This is a genomic window from Niabella agricola (genome assembly GCF_021538615.1).
GTDB classification, from domain to species: domain Bacteria; phylum Bacteroidota; class Bacteroidia; order Chitinophagales; family Chitinophagaceae; genus Niabella; species Niabella agricola.
The window spans coordinates 1,009,639-1,027,537 of the sequence record NZ_JAJHIZ010000002.1; the positions used below are offsets into that span (position 1 = coordinate 1,009,639).

The following is a 17,899-nucleotide window of genomic DNA, read 5'->3' on the forward strand; positions in this document are numbered from 1 at the left end:
ATCTATATGAATCAACAGGTTGTTTTTATACAGGGTGGCGGCAATGGCGGCTACAAGACCGATGCACCGCTGGTGGCTTCGTTGCAGGCAGCGCTGGGCGGTGGTTACCAGGTGCATTATCCTCAAATGAAGGCCGATGAAACAGCACCTGATTTCGCTCCGCAATGGCTTCGCCAGATCGGCGAACAGATTGCTTCGGCCAAGGACGGGCTGATACTGGCGGGGCATTCCCTCGGTGCATCCCTGCTGGTAAAATACCTTTCGGAACATACCGTTCAAACAAGCATCGCCGGCACATTCCTGGTAGCCCCGCCTTATTGGAACGGCGATCAGGACTGGGTACAGCCCTTAAAGCTAAAAGAGGATTTTGCAGCGCGGTTGCCCAAAAACATCCCCTTTTTCTTTTACCAATGCAGGGATGATGAAGTAGTGCCTTTTGATCATTTCACACGCTACCGGCAGCAATTGTCCCGGGCCGTGTTCCGGGAGCTGAAAAAAGGCGGGCATCAACTGATAATGACCTGTCGGTAGTAGCAACGGATATAAAAAACCTGGGGTAAACAGGTGATCCGGCCCTTGCTAGGGCCATACATTTTCTGATAGTACCATCCCAATCCATTGCAGCTTTTTTGAAAAGGGTTGCAACTGTAATTTCATGACGAACCCGTATCCGTTTTATTGTTTTCCAGGTCGGTGCAAACAATGACCGCGACAGCAGCAATGATTTTGTTGGAGTACAAACCAACAGGAACTGCAGATATTGAGTATAATTGTTAGCAGTTCACTATCAATGGTGTTTTGATGGGTAGCATCCCTTACTTCGAAAATTAATAGTAGATTGCGGCATAACGATATTGTCACTATGAAAGAGGAACAGCTCAGAAGCAGCAACTGGTTTGGCCGTACCGGCAAGGATGGTTTTATTTACCGTTCGTGGATGAAAAACAGCGGCATTCCGGACCATGAATTTAAGAAACCCGTCATCGGGATCTGCAATACCTGGAGTGAACTTACGCCCTGTAATGCCCATTTCCGGGAGCTGGCGGCTTCTGTAAAACGCGGGGTGCTGGAAGCCGGCGGCCTCCCATTGGAGTTCCCGGTGATGAGCCTGGGCGAAACCCTGATGAAGCCCACCACCATGCTGTTTCGCAACTTAGCCAGCATGGATGTAGAAGAAAGCATCAGAGCCAACCCGCTGGATGGCGTTGTGCTGCTTTGCGGTTGCGATAAAACCACCCCTTCCCTGCTGATGGGAGCCTGCAGTGTGAACCTGCCCACCCTCATTGTTTCGGGCGGCCCCATGCTTACCGGGAAGTACCAGGGGCAAAGCATCGGTACCAGCGATGTATGGCGACTGGCTGCCGGACTGGAAACCGGAGCAGTGCAGGAGGCAGAGCTCAACGATATGGAAGCCGCCCTCTGCCGCAGCCAGGGGCATTGCGCCGTAATGGGCACGGCCTCCACCATGGCCTGTATGGTGGAAGCCCTGGGCCTCTCCCTGCCTGGTAATGCTGCCATCCCTGCAGTGGATGCCCGCCGTAAAGTGATGGCCCAACATTCCGGCAGCCGCATTGTGGAAATGGTGCGGGAGCAATTGCGGTTATCCGATATCCTTACCCGGCAGGCTTTTGAAAATGCCATCATCACCAATGCTGCCATGGCGGTTCCACCAATTTTGTCATCCACCTGCTGGCCATCGCCGGCCGCATCGGCGTACCGCTTCACCTGCAGGACTTTGACACGCTCTCCAAAAACATTCCGCTGCTGGTAAACCTGCAGCCCTCCGGTGCCTTTTTTATGGAAGACCTTTATTATGCCGGCGGGTTGCCGGCGGTGCTCAAAGAGCTGGAAGGCCTGCTGCATGCGGATGCACTTACGGTAAACGGCCAAACCATCGGGGAAAACAACCACAATGCCAGCTGCCACAACCGGGAGGTGATCGCCACGGCGGCTGCGCCCGTCAATGCCGCTACCGGTCTGGCTGTATTAAAAGGAAATATTTGCCCGGACGGTGCGGTCATCAAGCCTTCAGCCGCCAGTGCGCACCTGATGCGGCATACGGGTCCGGCCCTGGTGTTTGAATCGATCGACGATTACAAAGCCCGGATCAATGACGACGACCTGGAGGTGGATGCCAATACCGTTCTTGTATTAAAGAACGTAGGACCAAAAGGCTATCCCGGTATGCCGGAGGTGGGCAATATGACCCTGCCCAAAAAATTATTGCAGCAGGGCATTAGCGATATGGTGCGCATCTCCGACGGCCGTATGAGCGGCACCGGCTTTGGCACCGTTATCCTGCATGTATCGCCGGAAGCCGCCCTGGGCGGCAATTTCAGCGTACTGCAAACCGGGGATATGATCAGCCTGGATGTGGAGCGACGCACCCTTGATGTGCAGCTTACCGATGAGGAACTGGCCCGGCGCAGGAAGGCCTGGCAGCCACCGTCCCCACAGGTTTCCAGGGGCTATGTACAGCTGTATACCCAGCGGGTACTGCAGGCGCACCTGGGTGCCGATCTTGATTTTTAACGGGCAGCAGCGGTGCGGAGGTAAGCAAAGATTCTCATTAAACCTTATATACTACGAATGGAGTTCGCTAACAAAACAGCCATAGTAACCGGTGCCGCGCAGGGCATTGGCTTTGAATTGTGCCGGCAACTGGCCGCCGGCGGTGCGGGGGTCATCCTGAACGACCTGGACCCGGCCCTGGCACAAAATGCAGCAGCCACGATCAATATGCAGTTTCCCGGAAAGGTTTATGCCGTTGGAGGCGATTGCAGCAACCCGGAAGTGATCCGGCAACTGGTGCAGGCCGCCGTTGACCAGTACGGCAGCCTGGATATGGCCATCGCCAATGCGGGGGTCACCTTGTTTGGCGATTTCCTGGATTATAGTCCGGAAGCTTTTTACAAGGTATTGCAGGTAAACCTGGGCGGCTCTTTCTTTCTGGCGCAGGCTGCTGCACAACGAATGAAAACCCAGGGCAGCGGGGGCTCCATCCTGTTTATGTCTTCCGTAACCGGGCACCTGGCACATAAAGGACTGGTGGCCTATGGCATGACCAAGGCAGCGCTGGAAATGCTGGCCCGCAACCTGGTGATTGAGCTTTCCGCCTACGGCATCAACATCAACGCCATTGCACCCGGCGCCACACTTACGGAGCGCACCCAGGCAGACCCGGAATATGCGGCCAAATGGGAAAAGATCACACCCGGAGGCCGGCCCGCAACGGCAGACGACATTGCCCGCACGGCCTTATTCCTGGTGCACGAAAAATCCCGCCATATAAACGGGCAGCATATCGTTATTGACGGCGGGTGGAGTTGCGTGGGTGTGCAGCCGGATTGATGGAATAAATAATGTTGTCAATGCGAAATGCCGCTCTGTTCGCCAGATCTTTTAATCCCCCTTTACGACAATGCCCCCTAGAGATTCCTCCGCTGCGGCCGGAACGACGGGAGTAAAATTATCGTCACGTTGACCAGACAGCACTTCGTCACGTCGACCAGAGCGGAGACGTCCCTGCGAAATCCTCCTCTGTTAGCCAAATCTTTTAATCCCCCTTTACGACAATGCCCCCTAGAGATTCCTCCGCTGCGGCCGGAACGACGGAAAAAAAACTCCGTCACGTCGACCGGAGTGGAGACGTCTCTACGCAATACCGCTCGGCTAGCTAGATCTTTTAATCCCCGTTTTACGACGATGCCTCTTTAAAGATTCCTCCGCTGCGGTCGGAATGACGGGAGTAAAATTGTCGTCACGTTGACTAGACAGCACATCGTCACGTCGACCACAGCGGAGACGTCTCTACGAAACCCTCCTCTGTTAGCCAAATCTTTAATCCCCTTTACGACAATGCCTCCCTAGAGATTCCTCCGCTGCGGTCGGAATGACGGGAGTAAAACTTCGTCACGTCGACCAGAGCGGAGACGTCTTTAACGAAACCCACTCTAATAATCAAATCTTCCTAACCTTCGGCACCTCAACTGGAGTTGGCACGGGACAGCCCGGGGTTCTATGAAGATTATATAAATTTCATAAACAACTTTTTTTTGCTAATTTTGTTAGCAATTCATGAAACGATCCGGCAGTGCAGATTTACCCTTACATTACGGCCAGGTACCGCCCTGGCTGGCAACGCGCATGGCTACATTAGGCAAAGCCATTGTAGAAGAAATTATCGCCGGTCAGGGTAAAAATGCCTTGCTATCCAAATTAAGTGATCCCTTCTGGTTCCAGAGCCTGGGCGCCGTAATGGGTATGGACTGGCATTCTTCCGGCATCACCACTTCGGTAATGGGTGCATTAAGAAGAAGCATCAACCCGCTGGCCAAAGAGTTTGGCATCTTCATCTGTGGTGGCAAGGGCAACCAATCCAGGAATACCCCCAATGAGATCCTGAGGTTTGCCGAAACCACCGGGCTGCCGGCGGAGGACCTGGTGCGGAGCAGTAAGCTGAGCGCAAAGGTGGATAATACAGCCGTTCAGGATGGGTTTCAATTGTACCAGCACCATTTTATTGTAAGTGATGCAGGTGAGTGGGCCGTTATCCAGCAAGGGATGCGCGACAGCAGCGCCACCGCCCGCCGTTACCACTGGCACTCTCCCACTGTAAAATCGTTTACCGAAACGCCGCATACCAGTATCTACGGGGTAAACCAGGGGTCGATCCTCAACCTGACCGATAAAAGTGCGCAGCCTTTAAAAACAGCCATGCTGGAGGTAGCCGCAGAAAATCCCGATCAGATGTTACCCGAGATCTCAAGGATCAGCAGGCACCTGGTAATGCCCGGGCATCATGACGTAAAAGCAAAAGATGTGGACCTGAAGCGCCTGGGCGCGGTGTTATGGCTGGCACAGGAAAAGAACGTAAGTAATTTTGAAGAGCTGTTGTTACTGGAAGGCCTGGGCCCCAGAACGTTGCAGTCCCTGGCCCTGGTGAGTGAGGTCATTTACGGGCAGCCGGCACAGTTTAAAGACCCGGCCCGTTTTTCTTTTGCCCATGGCGGCAAGGATGGCCATCCCTTCCCCGTGCCCACCAACGTTTATGATGAAACGATTGACACCTTACAACAGGCCATACAAAGATCAAAGCTGGGCCGGCAGGATAAAATACAGGCCATCCAATCGCTTTCAAAAGTAGCGGACCGGCTGGCGGAAGATTTTGTACCGGATGGAAGTATTGACGAGTACATTGCTCATGAACGGGCCAACTCCTGGAAATACGGCGGCAGGACTGTTTTTGGTAAAGCCCGGCCTCCTCAAAACCGACAGTTGGATCTGTTTGGTGATCTGTCGTAATACCGCTGCAGTAACCGGTATTATTCCTGCGCATTAACACATTGAAATACGAAACCATACGCTATATGTCTTCAGTATGCCCATTGTCACTGGCGTTACTAAATTGATTCCTTCCACGCGCACCTGTATACATCGCCAGTGAGGCAGGCAACACCCCTTTCCCAATCCCCTTGCCTTGTTGTCCACTTTTTCCAGGACGATTCAGTTTGTGAACAAAAAATCTGTGAACAAAAATAATGTTCACAAAATGCGTGTTCACAAATTGTGAACAGCCAAACCGTAAATACAAAAATCATTCACATCAATGCTGTTTACAAGTAACGGCTATACGCCCTTACACAGAGAAGATTTTCAAGCTCATCACCGCCGTGACAACACATCGCCGCACCGACCAAACAGTACATTGTCATGGCGACCGTAGTGGAGACTTCTCCACGCAATGCCGCTTTGGTAGTCAGCTCTTTTGATCTCTCTTTTACAACAATGCTTCCTTAAAGGTTCCTCCGCTGCGGTCGGAACGAAAGGAAAAAAAACTCCGTCACGCCGACCGAACAGTACATCGTCACGTCGACCGCAGCGGAGACGTCTCTACGCAATGCCGCTTTATTAGTCAGCTCTTTTAATCTCTCTTTTACGACAATGCCTCCTTAAAGGTTCCTCCGCTGTGGTCGGAACGACGGAAAAAAAAACTCCGTCACGTCGACCAGACAATTCATCGTCACGTCGACCGCAGCGGAGACGTCTCTACGCAATGCCGCTTTATTAGTCAGCTCTTTTGATCCCTCTTTTACAACAATGCTTCCTTAAAGGTTCCTCCGCTGCGGTCGGAACGACGGAGATATATGACCGGAACGGCAAATAAGGCAGCCCGCCATTCCCGGAATTCAGCGTCAACCTTATTTCTACAGGATTGTTCGCTTTTCCCGCTGCCATGTTGCAATAAGGGAGTCCTGTCAGTAGCGCAGCAATTGAATAACCCCTAGCTGGAAAAAGAGCCCCGGCCTTTCTATAAAAAACTTAAATTTGAATCGATGCGCAATATGGGTGCCGGGCTGAAGCAAAAAGAAACCATCACGGTGCCTGCATCGTTGGAATAAAAATAACCGCTTAAAAAAATATCCATTATGGCAGTCATCAATCCGCACATTAACTTCAACGGAAATGCTGAAGAAGCGTTTAACTTTTACAAATCCGTATTTGGTGGTGCATTTGCAAAAGTGATCCGTTTTAAAGACCTATCAAGCGCCGAATTTCCTGTGGCGGAACATGAGGCGGATAAGATCATGCATATTGCTTTGCCCATTGGCCCAAATATGTTGATGGCGAATGATGTGCCCGAAATTTTAGGACGAACCAACGAAAATGAAAACAGGAGTAAAATTTCAATCAGTGCAGCAAGCAAGGAAGAAGCCGACCGGTTATTTAACGGACTTTCAGCCGGCGGACAAGTTGAAATGCCTATTGCCGATAGCCCCTGGGGGTCCTACTTTGGCATGTTCAGGAGCTGGCGGGGCAACTGGTAAACGACCCACACCCTGCACAGCAAACCACCCCGCCCAACGAAACGGAGCGCCGGGGGCTGGTAACCTCCCGTATTGGCCAGGGTGCCTACCGCAAAAGCGTGCTGCACCGCTGGCGGTTTGCCTGTGCCGTTACCGGTTATACAAAACACGAAATATTGATAGCCTCCCATATTGTACCCTGGCGCCATGCCAGCAACCTGGAGCGGCTGGATGTGCATAACGGCATACTGCTATCCCCGGTGTATGATGCCCTGTTTGACCAACACCTGATTAGTTTTGAAAATAATGGAAAAATTATCCTTTCCGCCGCGCTGCGCGCCAGCGCCTATGATAAAATAGGCGTTACCGGCCGGGAAACGATTAAAAACCTGTCCGTGGAAAATCATGCGTATTTGGAGCGGCATCGGCAGGGGGTGGTATAGGCAAGGTACCCTACGGTACGGCAATTGAGGGATCCTTCGGCTCCTCCCGACTTTCGCCGGGATGCGCTGCCAATGACGTATTATTTAAGCGATTGTATTTCAACGAACTTCATTCCATATTTTAAAGCCATTTTTTGTAAATATTTCTGTTCTCTTTCTTTGAGTTGTTGTTCATACTTATGAATGCCTTGCTCTATATATTGAGCTCCTTTTGTTAATAAATTATAGAATGCAGTAGCTATTTTTCTTGCCCCGGCTTTTATTGCTATGCGCGCCTCTTTTCTACTCTTTAGTTTCCTGATAAAGGCTCCAATAGCTATATACTTACTATTAAGCAAGGCCTGAGCTACTTCGCGGAAGGTTTGGCCTGCATTGGAGTGATTCTTCATTTTCGACTTCCTGCTTTTAGAACCGCTCTGGTTATGACCGGGACAAAGACCGCACCAGCTCACAAAATGCTTTACCGTTGGAAACCGGCTCATATCTGCCCCCACTTCTCCCAGTAGCTTTAGTAGTGTATAATCAGTGATGCCAGGAATGCAATTGGCATCTACGCCATAAATATTTAGTAATTTCTGGTGCAAATCGGTTATCATGGGTTTATGATGCCGTACCGGTTTGGCTTTATACTCACTTGCTACAAACTGTCTACCCTGCTCCAAATCACCTAGCAATGCTTCAATACGCTTATCAATACGCAGGAGTTGTTTTTGGTGCACCTTCCAAAGAATTAAATTTTGTTCCAGCAGGAATAACCAACTTTCATTGTAATGCCCTTCAAGTGCGTTTAAAACCGCATCTGCCTTCTTTTCCCGGATGCTTACATGGCAAAGTGCCAGTAATTTTTCTTTATTACGCTCTCCATTGATGATCGCCTCTATCATCCGTATACCGCTGGCACCATTAATTTGACAGATTACTTCTGTGAGTTTAATATTCATTAACTCCAATGCCTTTTGCATCTTATTCACATAGGTACTTCCCATACCAATAATATCTTCCCGCTCCCGAATCATCATTCGTAACTCTTTTAACTTGCCGGCAGGAATATAACTCTGGCGCACCAGACCGGCACTAAACATTTTTTGTATCCAACAGGCATCTTTTACATCTGTCTTTCTACCCTTTACCTGCTTTACTTCTTTGGGATTAACCAGGCATACTTCCATGCCCGCTTCTTCCAGCATCTGGTGCAGGGCTATCCAGTAGATGCCTGTGGCCTCCATACACACCCGCTGTACACCGTTAGCCCTAAGCTCATCGATACATTGCTTATAGCTGCCCGTAAAAGTCTCATAACTTTTTACGGTAATCCCATCCCAGCAAACAAAGATCTTTTTTGAGCCAATATCTATGGCGGCTGCATTTGCATTTTGTTGCTCAAACTCAATTACCTTTGACATAACTATTATCTTTAAAAGTTAGAAAATAGCAGGCTACAGCTCAAAGAGGTTCTGAAAAAAGGCAAGCTGCCAAACGGGAATACTGCCTCAACAGTATCACCAAACAATAATGGACCGTTCTTTGAAGCAAAACTCAGGGACAGGTACTTAGACACTAACCGATGTTACTGCTACACTGCTGTAGCCTGCTTTAATCAAAGATAATCCACGTCATAGACCCCAATAATTTTGATCCGCTAATGGTTAACTCAGGATGACGGAAGCGGGATGGGTTATGGCTGCATGGCAGCGACAGATCACTCTCACCGTCATGTTGAGCGAAGTGCAACGGAGTCGAAACATCTCTGTAATACCAAACAGTCCGACAATGGAGGGATCCTTCAGCTTCTCCCGACTTTCGCCGGGATGCGCTCAGGATAACGGAACTATAATTATCCTTTAGCGTCATGTTGAGCGGAGCAACGCGGAGTCGAAACATCCCTGTAATACCAAGCGGTTCGATAATTGAGGGATCCCTCAGCTCCACTACGTCGCGCTAGATGATGGGGTATATTATTACGTTGTGCACATTCGTAAAGATTTCTCCGCTCCCCCGCTTATGGCGGGGTCGGTCGAAATGACGGTGCGGAGGTATAGAAAGGGCGGCCACCACAGCGGCCGGTGCGCAGCAAGCGGGGGCACGCCCCAAAAAACAAACCACTACCCTGTTGGTCAACGATCTTTGGCTCCCGTAACAGGTATTAATGGAAAATAATTGCCCTTCTGTTACTAAAACCGCATCTTATGAAAAATAAACGCCATACAGCGGAAGAGAGTGGCCGGGCTACGCTTATGCTCCGTTCTGCAATTAATCCAGCTTTGTAAAGCTCAGGTACTGTACAAACCGTGGCCTGTTGGAACGATTTACGCTAGCGGCATGAGGTAAGGTTTGCAGCCACACTACGATATCGCCCTGCCGGCCGGGCACGGGTATGGCGCCGGCTTCGTGCTCAATGGCCTGCTGCGCGACTACCGGGTCGTTGAACTGTTGATGGTAGGCCTGGTATCGGTGATGAAAACCGGGAATGAGGCGTAGCGGCCCGCGATCCTCGGGCGTATCATCGAGGTAAATAAGGCCCTGTATATAATATTCCGGTGGCGGCGGTGATCAATATCCCAATGCAGGCGGTGGTGCCGGAACTGCCAATGCTCCGTTTCGGGCGGGTTGTAACTACCTTGTCGGTATTGGCCGCTATCTGTTGGGTTGATACAGCTCAGCAAACAACTGCTTTACGGCGGGTTCCCTTCTGATGGCTTCCATATCGGGCTGCTGGTATACCTGCAACATAAGACCATGCCAGTGCTCATGGGTGGGATACCAGGTGGCGGGGTCATTTAAGTCAATGCCCTGGTATGCGCAAATGAATTGTTTAACGCGCGCACAATACACAAGAGGCACCAGGCCGCCAATCTTCAGGTAGCCCTGCTCCTGCCAGTGCTGCCATTGCTCCGGGGTAAGGATGGGTAACAACCCGGGGCTGTTTCGTCAGTTACCGCTCCGTCAAACAGTTTACCAGCAGCGGCTGCTGTTTCAGCGCCCCGGGTATCGTGCAGCCATTGTATAAAATCTGCTTCTGATCGGCATTCGCTGTACAGGTAGCTAAAGGTTCGTGCTTTCCCAATCCGTGCAGGGCCAGCCAGCGGTTTTCCATCTTATCATACCCGGGTATTTGCGGACGTGGCTTTCCTGTTTTCAACGCAAGATGGGTACTCACAAAATGATGGATGAATTCGTTGCTGGTCATGGTAACACGAATATAATTATTTACCGGCTATTGTGCTGCAGGTGGTGTTCGACAAAAATTCCCATTTATAAAAGGAACATCGGATTCAGGCGCGGTGGTTATGGCTCTGTGTGGCGCTCAAATTTCTCCGGGTCTGTTTGATAATGCCCCCGTAGAGATTCCTCCGCTGCGGTCGGAATGACGGGAGAAAAATTATCGTCACCTCGACCAGACAGCACATCGTCACGTCGACCGTAGTGGAGACGTCCCTGCGAAATCCTCCTCTGTTCGTCAAATCTTTTTAATCCCGCTTTACGACAATACCCCTATAGAGATTCCTCCGCTGCGGTCGGAATGACGGGAGTAAAATTATCGTCACGTTGACCAGACAGCACTTCGTCACGTCGACCAGAGCGGAGACGTCCCTACGAAATCCTCCTCTGTTTGTCAAATCTTTTTAATCCCGCTTTCACGACAATGCCCCGTAGAGATTCCTCCGCTGCGGCCGGAATGACGGGAATTATGACCTGGGTGCCTACCGGTCCTGCACCAGTGGGGTCGGAACGAAGGGAGTACGGAACGGCGGTATTAAAAAAAAAGCACCTGCAACATGTACAGGTGACCTTTCTATTGTAAAATGTTTTCTATAGCTTTTATTAAAACCGGATGGTTTCGCTGCCGGTATGAATTTCAAGGGTCTGTTTTTCGCTGGCTTCTACCCTGCCGATTACCTGTGCCTCCACACCCAATGCAGTTGCCACACCTATAATGGCATCCGCATCTTTTTCGTTGGTGTAAATCTCCAGCCGCGTACCCATATTAAATACCTGGTACATTTCACGGGCATCGGCACCACTGGCTTTTTGAATGATGTCAAATATTACCGGCGGGGTAAACAGGTTGTCTTTTACGATGGTTACCTGCTCCGGTACATATTTCATACACTTGGTTTGTCCGCCCCCGCTGCAATGGATGAGCCCGTTGATAGCCTCAAAATGCTCTTCCAGCAATACCTTCATTACCGGGGCAAAAGTGCGGGTGGGGCTCAGCAATAATTTCCCGATGGTGGTCGGGCTACCGTCTACCTCGATCGTATCCGTCATGCCATGGGGGCCGATGTATACCACCTCATCCGGCAGACCGGGCTCAAAGGTTTCGGGGTATTTTTTAGCGTATTCTTTTTTCAGTACATCGTGGCGGGCGCTGGTGAGGCCGTTGCTGGCTAGTCCGCTATTATATGCACTTTCGTAATTCGTTTTTCCAAAAGATGCCAGTCCTACAATTACATTCCCCGGCCGGATCTTTTCATTGGTGATGAGCTTTTTCCGGGGCCAGCGGGCCGTCATGGTACCATTCACCGCAATGGTACGCACCACATCGCCTACATCCGCCGTTTCTCCGCCCATATACGTAATGTCGATGCCAAACTTCCGCATGGTATCAAAAAACTCCTGGCTGCCGTTGATCACTTCCGAAAGTACTTCCGCCGGAATCACCGTTTTATTGCGGTCGATGGTGGAGGAAAAGGCCAGCTGATCATAGATACCCACGCATAAGAGATCGTCCAGGTTCATCACGATGGCATCCTGCGCGATGCCCCGCCATACGCTGGCATCGCCCGTTTCTTTCCAGTACAGGTAGGCCAGGATACTCTTGGTACCGGCCCCGTCTGCGTGCATCACATTTGCCCAATCGGCATCGCCTACCAGCACATCCGGGTAAATTTTGCAAAAAGCCTTTTCATAAAGCCCTTTGTCCAGTTTTTCTGTTGCAGCATGTACTTCTTCCTTTTGTGCAGAAACCCCTCTTTTGGAATACAACGACATCGATTGATCTTATTTTGTTAAGGCCGCTAAGATAAGACAGGTTTTGCTATTTGAGGTTTGAAGTTTGAAGTTTCGCCGCTAATTTTGCGCCTGATGCACATTCACAGGAATATTGAGGCGCTGCCTGCATTTAAAAATGCCGTTATCACCATCGGCACCTTCGACGGGGTGCACGAAGGCCATCGCAAAGTGATCCGTCAGCTTACCACCCAGGCCCGGGCTGTAAACGGCGAATCGGTCATCATTACCTTTCATCCCCACCCCCGCAAAGTGGTGAACTCCTCCATCCTGGGGCTGCGCCTGATCAATACGCTGGCAGAACGGATCGAATTGCTGGAATCCCTGGAAATCGATCACCTGGTGATCATCCCCTTTACGGAGGTGTTTGCTAACCAGCTCCCGGAGGACTATCTCTGCAATTTCCTGATCGAAAAGTTCCGGCCACATACCATTATCATCGGGTATGACCACCGTTTTGGGCGCGATCGTATGGGCGACTATAAGCTGCTGGAGCAACTTCAGGAAAAATACCATTACGCACTGCAGGAGATTCCCAAACATATCCTGGATAATATTTCTATCAGCTCTACCAAAATCCGCGAGGCCATCCTGAAGGGCGATACCACGACCACCAATCATTTACTGGGCTATGATTTCTTTTTTGAGGGGGAGGTGGTTCACGGTGACAAGCTGGGGCGCGAGCTGGGCTATCCTACCGCCAACCTGAAGATCACGGACGAAGAAAAGATCATCCCGGGCAATGGCATTTATGCGGTTTATGTTACCCTGGCCGGAAATCCCCGCCGCCTTAAAGGCATGATGAGCATTGGCCTGCGGCCTACGGTAAATGGAACCAAACGCACTGTGGAGGTGAATATTTTTGACTTTGATGCCTCCATTTACGGACAAACCCTGCGGGTATATGTAAAACAGTTCCTGCGGGAAGAAGTGCGTTTCGATTCGCTGGAAGCCCTGGTGAAGCAGATCGACCAGGATAAGGTGGATAGTCTGGCGGTGTTGTAAACCGGGGTCCGATCCTCGCTGAAGAGTTATAATTTCCTTATCGCAGCCGGTATGTAAACAATCAACAAGTGAACCAGGATTTCCTTTTGAGGTTGCGCCTCTTCTACCGGTCAATTCTATTAAGAACGATCATTTTCGCATAAATACTCCATCACCCGGCAATTGCTCTTATATGGGATCGATAAAAAAGAGTCGAGGCGCGGGACGGCGATATTCCTTAGATTGAAGCATCAAACGAAATTTGCAGTTGCAGCACAGTGATCATTCCATATCCTACAGCTGCATAAATCCCATGCCGATACCGGTGTACAGCACCGCATTCCTCCTCCGTTCATTTACCGATCAGATCAACGCTGCCCTCTAGCTCCGAGGACAAAAAACGGACAGGCGCGCGGTTGAGCAGGAATAAAAAATGGTGCCAATCCTGAAAGTTTTAGCACAGGGCCAAACATTTGCCCGCCTTAGAGGGAAAGATGATCAGTCGGCGCCCTACATCCACCTGCAAAAAATAGACAGACGACTGATAGGGTATCCACCGGCAGCGATACCCTATTTAACATTTTTGGCGTAATATTGATCACCGAAGAAATCCTGATATGTATTTTACCCGTTTGCCTGACCATGCTGCGCCCGGTTTTGATGAAGCCCTGCATTTCAGCCAGTTCAAAAAACACAATATCATTTTTAACGCCGTCAGCGGTAATAGTTTTTGTGATGATCATGTGGGCTGCCTCTCTCTTAAAACCGTACTCAGCGGCGAAGAATGCTATGGCATTGAGGGCCGGCAATTAACGGTTAAACCGGGGCAGGTCCTGATCTTAAACAACGACCAGCCCTATTCCTGCCGGATCAGCAGCCTTGAAAAGGTACACTGTGTTTCTGTTTTTTTTAAAAAAGAATTTGCCGCAGCCGTTATGTTCGACGCGCTGAATCCGGAAGAACGGTTACTGGAACACCCTTTTCCGGGCAAGGATGTCATTCCCGAATTTTTTCAGGCCTTAAACGCGATGACACCGGAACTGCAGGACCGGCTTTCTGCGCTCCTGGGAACGCTTGAGCGTGTGGGCTATGATGCAGCGATGACCGACGAGCATCTTATTTATTTACTACACTACCTGCTACGGTTACACCAACGGGAAACCCGCGAGCTGCAGCTGGTCAGCGCCCTCAAAAGCAGTACCAAAAAAGAAATTTACAGGCGCTTATGCATTGCCCGTGATCTCCTGCATGCTTCCTTTACCGAAGCGCTGGACCTGGACAGCATCGGCCGCCAGGCGTGCCTTTCTGTTCCTCAACTCGTGCGACAATTCCGGTCCGCTTTTCACTGCACCCTTATCAATACCTGATTCGGCTCCGCCTTGAGCATGCAGCGCAGCTGTTGCAGCAAACAACAGTGCCGGTACAGGAAATTACCTGGATCTGCGGCTTTGAAAATACCAGCGCGTTCAGCCGCGCATTCAGGAGCGTCTATGGCATCCAGCCATCAGTTTATCGCAGGCCGAAATAAATTGAGCATTTCTGCACAGTTGCGGCGCTTACGGCCGCTTACTTTCGCATCCGGCAAAGATTTTTATCGGCTTCGCATAGTTACTAAAAAACATGAAACGAATCTTATTCTTTCTGCTCTTCCTTTCATCATTGCACCCGGCGGCTCAGGAAACCGCCATTCCCCTGTATGAAAACAAGGTGCCCAATTCAAGAACGGCACCGGCGGATTATATAGAACAAACTGATAGTTCCGGACGCGTTACTTGTGTAACCCAACCGCCCTCATCCCCTTTTTTCCAAAAAAAGGAACCGCCAATGGTACTGCAGTGCTCATTTTCCCCGGGGGCGGATACTTTCTTTTGTCATTACCTGCCTGCGAAGAAATAGCCCGGGGGCTTAATAGGGCGGGCATCACTGCCTTTATCGTAAAATACCGCCTGCCTCATGACGCTATTATGGTGGATAAATCGACCGGCCCCTTACAGGATGCTCAGGCGGCCCTTCAGCTGGTGCGCAAACGAGCAGTAGAATGGGAACTGAACCCGGGAAAGATCGGTTTAATGGGGCTTTCAGCTGGCGGGCACCTGGCGTCTATGGCGGCTACGCAACTAAACCGGGTCCTGATCAGCAACAACGCTCAAATCAATCTCCGGCCCGATTTTTTGGCCCTGCTCTACCCGGTTATCGTGTATGACCCGGCGATTCCCCGAACCCGCGAAAACCTCATCGGCAAACATCCATCCCCGGAACTGCTAAAGCTGTACAGTACCGACCAGCATGTTTCTGCGAAAACGCCTCCCACGTTTTTGGTGCATGCGGCGGATGATGACGTAATTCCAGTAAAGAATACGCTGGCATTTTTCAATGCCTTATTGCGGCAGGGCGTAAAGACCGAAATGCATATCCTGCAATCCGGCGGTCATGGCTTTGCATTAACCGATCTTAACAGCGGGGATCAATGGTTTCGCCAGTTCAAAAGCTGGCTAACCGAAAACGGTTTTTAATGCCGGGGCTTTGCTTGGCGCGCGTGTTGCATAGTACTACGGTCGCAAAAGGCTTTGCAAAAATATGTCCTGAATATATTACCCATGTAGCATTGATGCCGGGCGGATCTGAAGGTCTTTTATCCTTCCAGCTCCATCAATTTCGTAAAAATGGCTTCATAATCTTTTTCCAGCCGCTGGTTCTCCTTGGTGGCAGCGGCATAATCCTGCTCGGCCTTTAAGAAGCGGTTGCGATCAGAATAGATCTGCGGATCGCCCAGGTCTTTTTCCAGCTGCGCCATCAGCGCTTTATTTTTACTCAGCGCCTCCTCCGTTTGCTGAAATAATTTTTGCTGGCGCTGGATCTCCTTTTTCAGTCCTTATTGATGGGGGCATTGCTTACCGGCGCGGTGTTGGAGGCGGTGCTGGTGTGGTTGCTGCTACAGCAGCGGGTTTCGATTTCTGTGCATTGGCTTCCCGCTTTTTCAGCGTCAGCTGTTTCCGCATCCGCTCGTTCCAGGCTACCATTCATCATAAGGGCCCTTAAATTCTTTGATCTTCCGTCTACGATTTCCCAGATCTTGTGGCGCTTTTGAAATAAAGTGCCGGTCGTGGCTTACCAGGAATCATCGTGCCTTCGTATCGGTTAAGAGCATTGATGAGCAGGTCCACACTGTGCATATCCAGGTGGTTTGTAGGCTCATCCAGCATCAGGAAATTGGCCTTGCTTACGATAGTCTTCGCCAGGGCCACGCGGGCTTTTCGCCCCCGCTGAGGATCCGGATCTTTTATCGGCATCATCGCCGCTGAATAAAAACAACCCAGCAGCGCCCGCAATTCCAGGTCCGTCATCTGGCTGCCGCAGCCCCGCATTTCATCCAGGATGGTATTTTCCAGGGTGAGGGCTTCCAGCTGGTGCTGGGCATAAAAGCTTTCTTCCACGTTTATGTCCCCATTTGCGGTTGCCGTTATAGGATTCCGCATCGGCATAATCCGCAGTAGGGTCGATTTTCCTTTACCGTTGGCCCCGATCAGTGCGATCTTATCGCCCCGCTCGATCTCCGCCTTGGCATCTTTCAGGATCACGTTGTCGCCAAATGCCTTCGACAATGGTCGAGTTCCACCGTACCCCCGCCCGGTACTTTATCACCCTAAAGTTAATGCGAAGATCGGGTCGCTCAATCGCCACATCCTCAATGCGTTCCAGCTTGTCGAGTTTTTTTCATAATGCTCTGTGCATGGCGGCCTTGCTGGCCTTGGCGCGGAAACGCTCCACCAGGCGCTCGTTCTGGCGGATATAGTCCTGCTGGTTCTCATAAGCTTTTTGCTGCATCTCGATGCGCACGGCTTTTTTCCTTTTCATAAAATTCGTAATTGCCGTTATAGAAATGCAGTTCGCGCTGGTAGAGCTCCACGATCTTGGTCACCATCCCGGTTGAGAAAAATTTATCGTGACTCACAATCACCACGGCACCCTGGTATGCTGCAGGTATTTTTCCAGCCATTCAATGGAAGGCAAATCGAGGTGGTTGGTGGGCTCATCCAGCAGCAGCAGGTCGGGCTTGGCCAGGATCATCTTGGCCAGCAGTACCCGCATCCGCCATCCCCCGCTGAATTCTTTATACGGACGGTTCAGGTCGGCATTGGAAAACCCCAGCCCCTGCAGCACTTCCTCGGTTTTATGCTGAATGTTATAGCCGCCCAGCAACTCCATTTCGTGGAGCTTGTCGGTGTATTCGAGCAGGGTCTTTTCGTCGCCGGTCTTTTCCAGCTCGGCACCCAGGGCTTCTATTTCTTTTCCAGCTGCAGCACTTTTTCAAAAGCGCTCATCGCCACCTGTAAAATGGAATCATTGGTATCAAAACTCAGGAGGTCCTGGTGCAGGTAGCCAATGGTGGTTTCCTTGCTGCGCTCCACGGTTCCTGCTGAAGGAGTGTATTGGTTCACAAATAATTTCAGCAGGGTGGATTTACCCGTGCCGTTATAACCGATCAGCCCGATGCGTTCATTGGGCTGTATATGCCAGGTAGCATCTTCTACAATGATCCTTGCACCAAATTCAAACGTAACATTCTGTAAGCCGATTAACATATCTCCCCTGATTTTTACCCTCTGTTAAAATAATTGATTGTTTATCAGTATTTTTGTTTTTCTGAAACCTGCA

At 50.5% G+C, this 17,899-nt stretch carries 21 protein-coding genes and 1 pseudogene; 12 read left to right on the plus strand and 10 right to left on the minus strand.

Features of this window, described 5'->3' with window-relative positions:
- The first annotated feature begins 6 nt into the window (after positions 1–6).
- From LL912_RS04590 to LL912_RS04615, 7 genes and pseudogenes are all read left to right on the plus strand, one after another.
- Positions 7–531, plus strand: a complete 525-nt coding sequence (locus LL912_RS04590; protein WP_235552379.1) for an alpha/beta hydrolase — start codon at positions 7–9, stop codon at positions 529–531.
- A gap of 406 nt (positions 532–937) precedes the next feature.
- Positions 938–1,845 (plus strand): annotated as a pseudogene (locus LL912_RS26305) (dihydroxy-acid dehydratase domain-containing protein); the annotation flags it as partial.
- 90 nt (positions 1,846–1,935) lie between these two features.
- Positions 1,936–2,532 (plus strand): hypothetical protein, encoded by a 597-nt coding sequence (locus tag LL912_RS26310; RefSeq protein WP_455011048.1) that lies wholly within the window; start codon positions 1,936–1,938, stop codon positions 2,530–2,532.
- Between the two features lie 57 nt (positions 2,533–2,589).
- Positions 2,590–3,351, plus strand: coding sequence for an SDR family NAD(P)-dependent oxidoreductase (locus tag LL912_RS04600; RefSeq protein WP_235552380.1), 762 nt, complete (start codon positions 2,590–2,592; stop codon positions 3,349–3,351).
- A gap of 726 nt (positions 3,352–4,077) precedes the next feature.
- Positions 4,078–5,304 (plus strand): DUF763 domain-containing protein, encoded by a 1,227-nt coding sequence (locus LL912_RS04605; RefSeq protein WP_235552381.1) that lies wholly within the window; start codon positions 4,078–4,080, stop codon positions 5,302–5,304.
- Positions 5,305–6,428: 1,124 nt separating this feature from the next.
- Positions 6,429–6,827 (plus strand): VOC family protein, encoded by a 399-nt coding sequence (locus LL912_RS04610; protein WP_235552382.1) that lies wholly within the window; start codon positions 6,429–6,431, stop codon positions 6,825–6,827.
- 98 nt (positions 6,828–6,925) lie between these two features.
- The gene (locus tag LL912_RS04615) at positions 6,926–7,249 is read left to right on the plus strand and encodes an HNH endonuclease (protein WP_235552383.1); all 324 of its coding nucleotides are present in this window, start codon (positions 6,926–6,928) and stop codon (positions 7,247–7,249) included.
- A gap of 80 nt (positions 7,250–7,329) precedes the next feature.
- On the opposite strand, the gene LL912_RS04620 is transcribed toward LL912_RS04615, so the two are convergent.
- The 4 genes from LL912_RS04620 to LL912_RS04635 form a co-directional block, all read right to left on the minus strand.
- Complete coding sequence (locus tag LL912_RS04620) at positions 7,330–8,652, minus strand: IS110 family RNA-guided transposase (RefSeq protein WP_235551714.1); 1,323 nt, start codon at positions 8,650–8,652, stop codon at positions 7,330–7,332.
- Between the two features lie 847 nt (positions 8,653–9,499).
- Entirely contained in the window at positions 9,500–9,775 is a 276-nt protein-coding gene (locus tag LL912_RS26180; protein ID WP_406603601.1) for a phytanoyl-CoA dioxygenase family protein, read from the minus strand.
- Between the two features lie 108 nt (positions 9,776–9,883).
- The gene (locus tag LL912_RS04630) at positions 9,884–10,162 is read right to left on the minus strand and encodes a phytanoyl-CoA dioxygenase family protein (RefSeq protein WP_235552385.1); all 279 of its coding nucleotides are present in this window, start codon (positions 10,160–10,162) and stop codon (positions 9,884–9,886) included.
- Between the two features lie 19 nt (positions 10,163–10,181).
- Entirely contained in the window at positions 10,182–10,436 is a 255-nt protein-coding gene (locus LL912_RS04635) for a hypothetical protein (protein ID WP_235552386.1), read from the minus strand.
- Between the two features lie 456 nt (positions 10,437–10,892).
- Here LL912_RS04635 and LL912_RS04640 point away from each other — a divergent pair, with 456 nt between their 5' ends.
- Positions 10,893–11,051 carry a hypothetical protein gene (locus LL912_RS04640; protein ID WP_235552387.1) on the plus strand — a complete coding sequence of 53 codons (159 nt, stop codon included), beginning with the start codon at positions 10,893–10,895 and terminating at the stop codon, positions 11,049–11,051.
- A gap of 20 nt (positions 11,052–11,071) precedes the next feature.
- Here the strand turns inward: LL912_RS04640 and LL912_RS04645 are convergent, their stop codons facing one another.
- Positions 11,072–12,241 (minus strand): AIR synthase related protein, encoded by a 1,170-nt coding sequence (locus LL912_RS04645; RefSeq protein WP_235552388.1) that lies wholly within the window; start codon positions 12,239–12,241, stop codon positions 11,072–11,074.
- A gap of 93 nt (positions 12,242–12,334) precedes the next feature.
- On the opposite strand from LL912_RS04645, the gene LL912_RS04650 reads away from it, so the two are divergent.
- From LL912_RS04650 to LL912_RS04660, 4 genes are all read left to right on the plus strand, one after another.
- Positions 12,335–13,264 (plus strand): bifunctional riboflavin kinase/FAD synthetase, encoded by a 930-nt coding sequence (locus LL912_RS04650; protein ID WP_235552389.1) that lies wholly within the window; start codon positions 12,335–12,337, stop codon positions 13,262–13,264.
- A 596-nt stretch (positions 13,265–13,860) separates the two neighbouring features.
- Positions 13,861–14,610, plus strand: a complete 750-nt coding sequence (locus LL912_RS04655; RefSeq protein WP_235552390.1) for a hypothetical protein — start codon at positions 13,861–13,863, stop codon at positions 14,608–14,610.
- A complete protein-coding gene (locus LL912_RS26185; RefSeq protein ID WP_406603594.1) occupies positions 14,541–14,771 on the plus strand; it encodes a helix-turn-helix domain-containing protein in 231 nt (76 codons plus the stop codon). Before LL912_RS04655 ends, LL912_RS26185 begins: the two co-directional genes overlap by 70 nt.
- A gap of 244 nt (positions 14,772–15,015) precedes the next feature.
- Entirely contained in the window at positions 15,016–15,756 is a 741-nt protein-coding gene (locus LL912_RS04660; protein ID WP_235552391.1) for an alpha/beta hydrolase, read from the plus strand.
- 119 nt (positions 15,757–15,875) lie between these two features.
- On the opposite strand, the gene LL912_RS04665 is transcribed toward LL912_RS04660, so the two are convergent.
- The 5 genes from LL912_RS04665 to LL912_RS25840 all read right to left on the minus strand — a co-directional run bounded on the left by LL912_RS04665 (position 15,876) and on the right by LL912_RS25840 (position 17,826).
- Positions 15,876–16,037, minus strand: a complete 162-nt coding sequence (locus LL912_RS04665; RefSeq protein ID WP_235552392.1) for a hypothetical protein — start codon at positions 16,035–16,037, stop codon at positions 15,876–15,878.
- Positions 16,038–16,299: 262 nt separating this feature from the next.
- Positions 16,300–16,845, minus strand: coding sequence for an ATP-binding cassette domain-containing protein (locus LL912_RS04670; RefSeq protein WP_235552393.1), 546 nt, complete (start codon positions 16,843–16,845; stop codon positions 16,300–16,302).
- A 112-nt stretch (positions 16,846–16,957) separates the two neighbouring features.
- Positions 16,958–17,098 (minus strand): hypothetical protein, encoded by a 141-nt coding sequence (locus tag LL912_RS04675; RefSeq protein WP_235552394.1) that lies wholly within the window; start codon positions 17,096–17,098, stop codon positions 16,958–16,960.
- Between the two features lie 99 nt (positions 17,099–17,197).
- Positions 17,198–17,449 carry an ATP-binding cassette domain-containing protein gene (locus LL912_RS25835; RefSeq protein WP_255785558.1) on the minus strand — a complete coding sequence of 84 codons (252 nt, stop codon included), beginning with the start codon at positions 17,447–17,449 and terminating at the stop codon, positions 17,198–17,200.
- Between the two features lie 74 nt (positions 17,450–17,523).
- Positions 17,524–17,826, minus strand: a complete 303-nt coding sequence (locus LL912_RS25840; RefSeq protein ID WP_255785559.1) for an ATP-binding cassette domain-containing protein — start codon at positions 17,824–17,826, stop codon at positions 17,524–17,526.
- Positions 17,827–17,899 lie beyond the last annotated feature (73 nt).

Excerpts from the sequence above, each read along its gene's own strand:
- LL912_RS25835 (WP_255785558.1), bottom strand. The coding sequence starts at position 17,449 with ATGGAGTTGCTGGGCGGCTATAACATTCAGCATAAAACCGAGGAAGTG.
- LL912_RS04675 (WP_235552394.1), bottom strand. The coding sequence starts at position 17,098 with ATGAAAAGGAAAAAAGCCGTGCGCATCGAGATGCAGCAAAAAGCTTAT.
- LL912_RS04635 (WP_235552386.1), bottom strand. The coding sequence starts at position 10,436 with ATGACCAGCAACGAATTCATCCATCATTTTGTGAGTACCCATCTTGCG.
- LL912_RS04600 (WP_235552380.1), top strand. The coding sequence starts at position 2,590 with ATGGAGTTCGCTAACAAAACAGCCATAGTAACCGGTGCCGCGCAGGGC.
- LL912_RS04590 (WP_235552379.1), top strand. The coding sequence starts at position 7 with ATGAATCAACAGGTTGTTTTTATACAGGGTGGCGGCAATGGCGGCTAC.
- LL912_RS04665 (WP_235552392.1), bottom strand. The coding sequence starts at position 16,037 with ATGGCGCAGCTGGAAAAAGACCTGGGCGATCCGCAGATCTATTCTGAT.
- LL912_RS25840 (WP_255785559.1), bottom strand. The coding sequence starts at position 17,826 with ATGTTAATCGGCTTACAGAATGTTACGTTTGAATTTGGTGCAAGGATC.
- LL912_RS04650 (WP_235552389.1), top strand. The coding sequence starts at position 12,335 with ATGCACATTCACAGGAATATTGAGGCGCTGCCTGCATTTAAAAATGCC.
- LL912_RS04640 (WP_235552387.1), top strand. The coding sequence starts at position 10,893 with ATGCCCCGTAGAGATTCCTCCGCTGCGGCCGGAATGACGGGAATTATG.
- LL912_RS04655 (WP_235552390.1), top strand. The coding sequence starts at position 13,861 with ATGTATTTTACCCGTTTGCCTGACCATGCTGCGCCCGGTTTTGATGAA.
- LL912_RS04610 (WP_235552382.1), top strand. The coding sequence starts at position 6,429 with ATGGCAGTCATCAATCCGCACATTAACTTCAACGGAAATGCTGAAGAA.
- LL912_RS04620 (WP_235551714.1), bottom strand. The coding sequence starts at position 8,652 with ATGTCAAAGGTAATTGAGTTTGAGCAACAAAATGCAAATGCAGCCGCC.
- LL912_RS04605 (WP_235552381.1), top strand. The coding sequence starts at position 4,078 with ATGAAACGATCCGGCAGTGCAGATTTACCCTTACATTACGGCCAGGTA.
- LL912_RS04645 (WP_235552388.1), bottom strand. The coding sequence starts at position 12,241 with ATGTCGTTGTATTCCAAAAGAGGGGTTTCTGCACAAAAGGAAGAAGTA.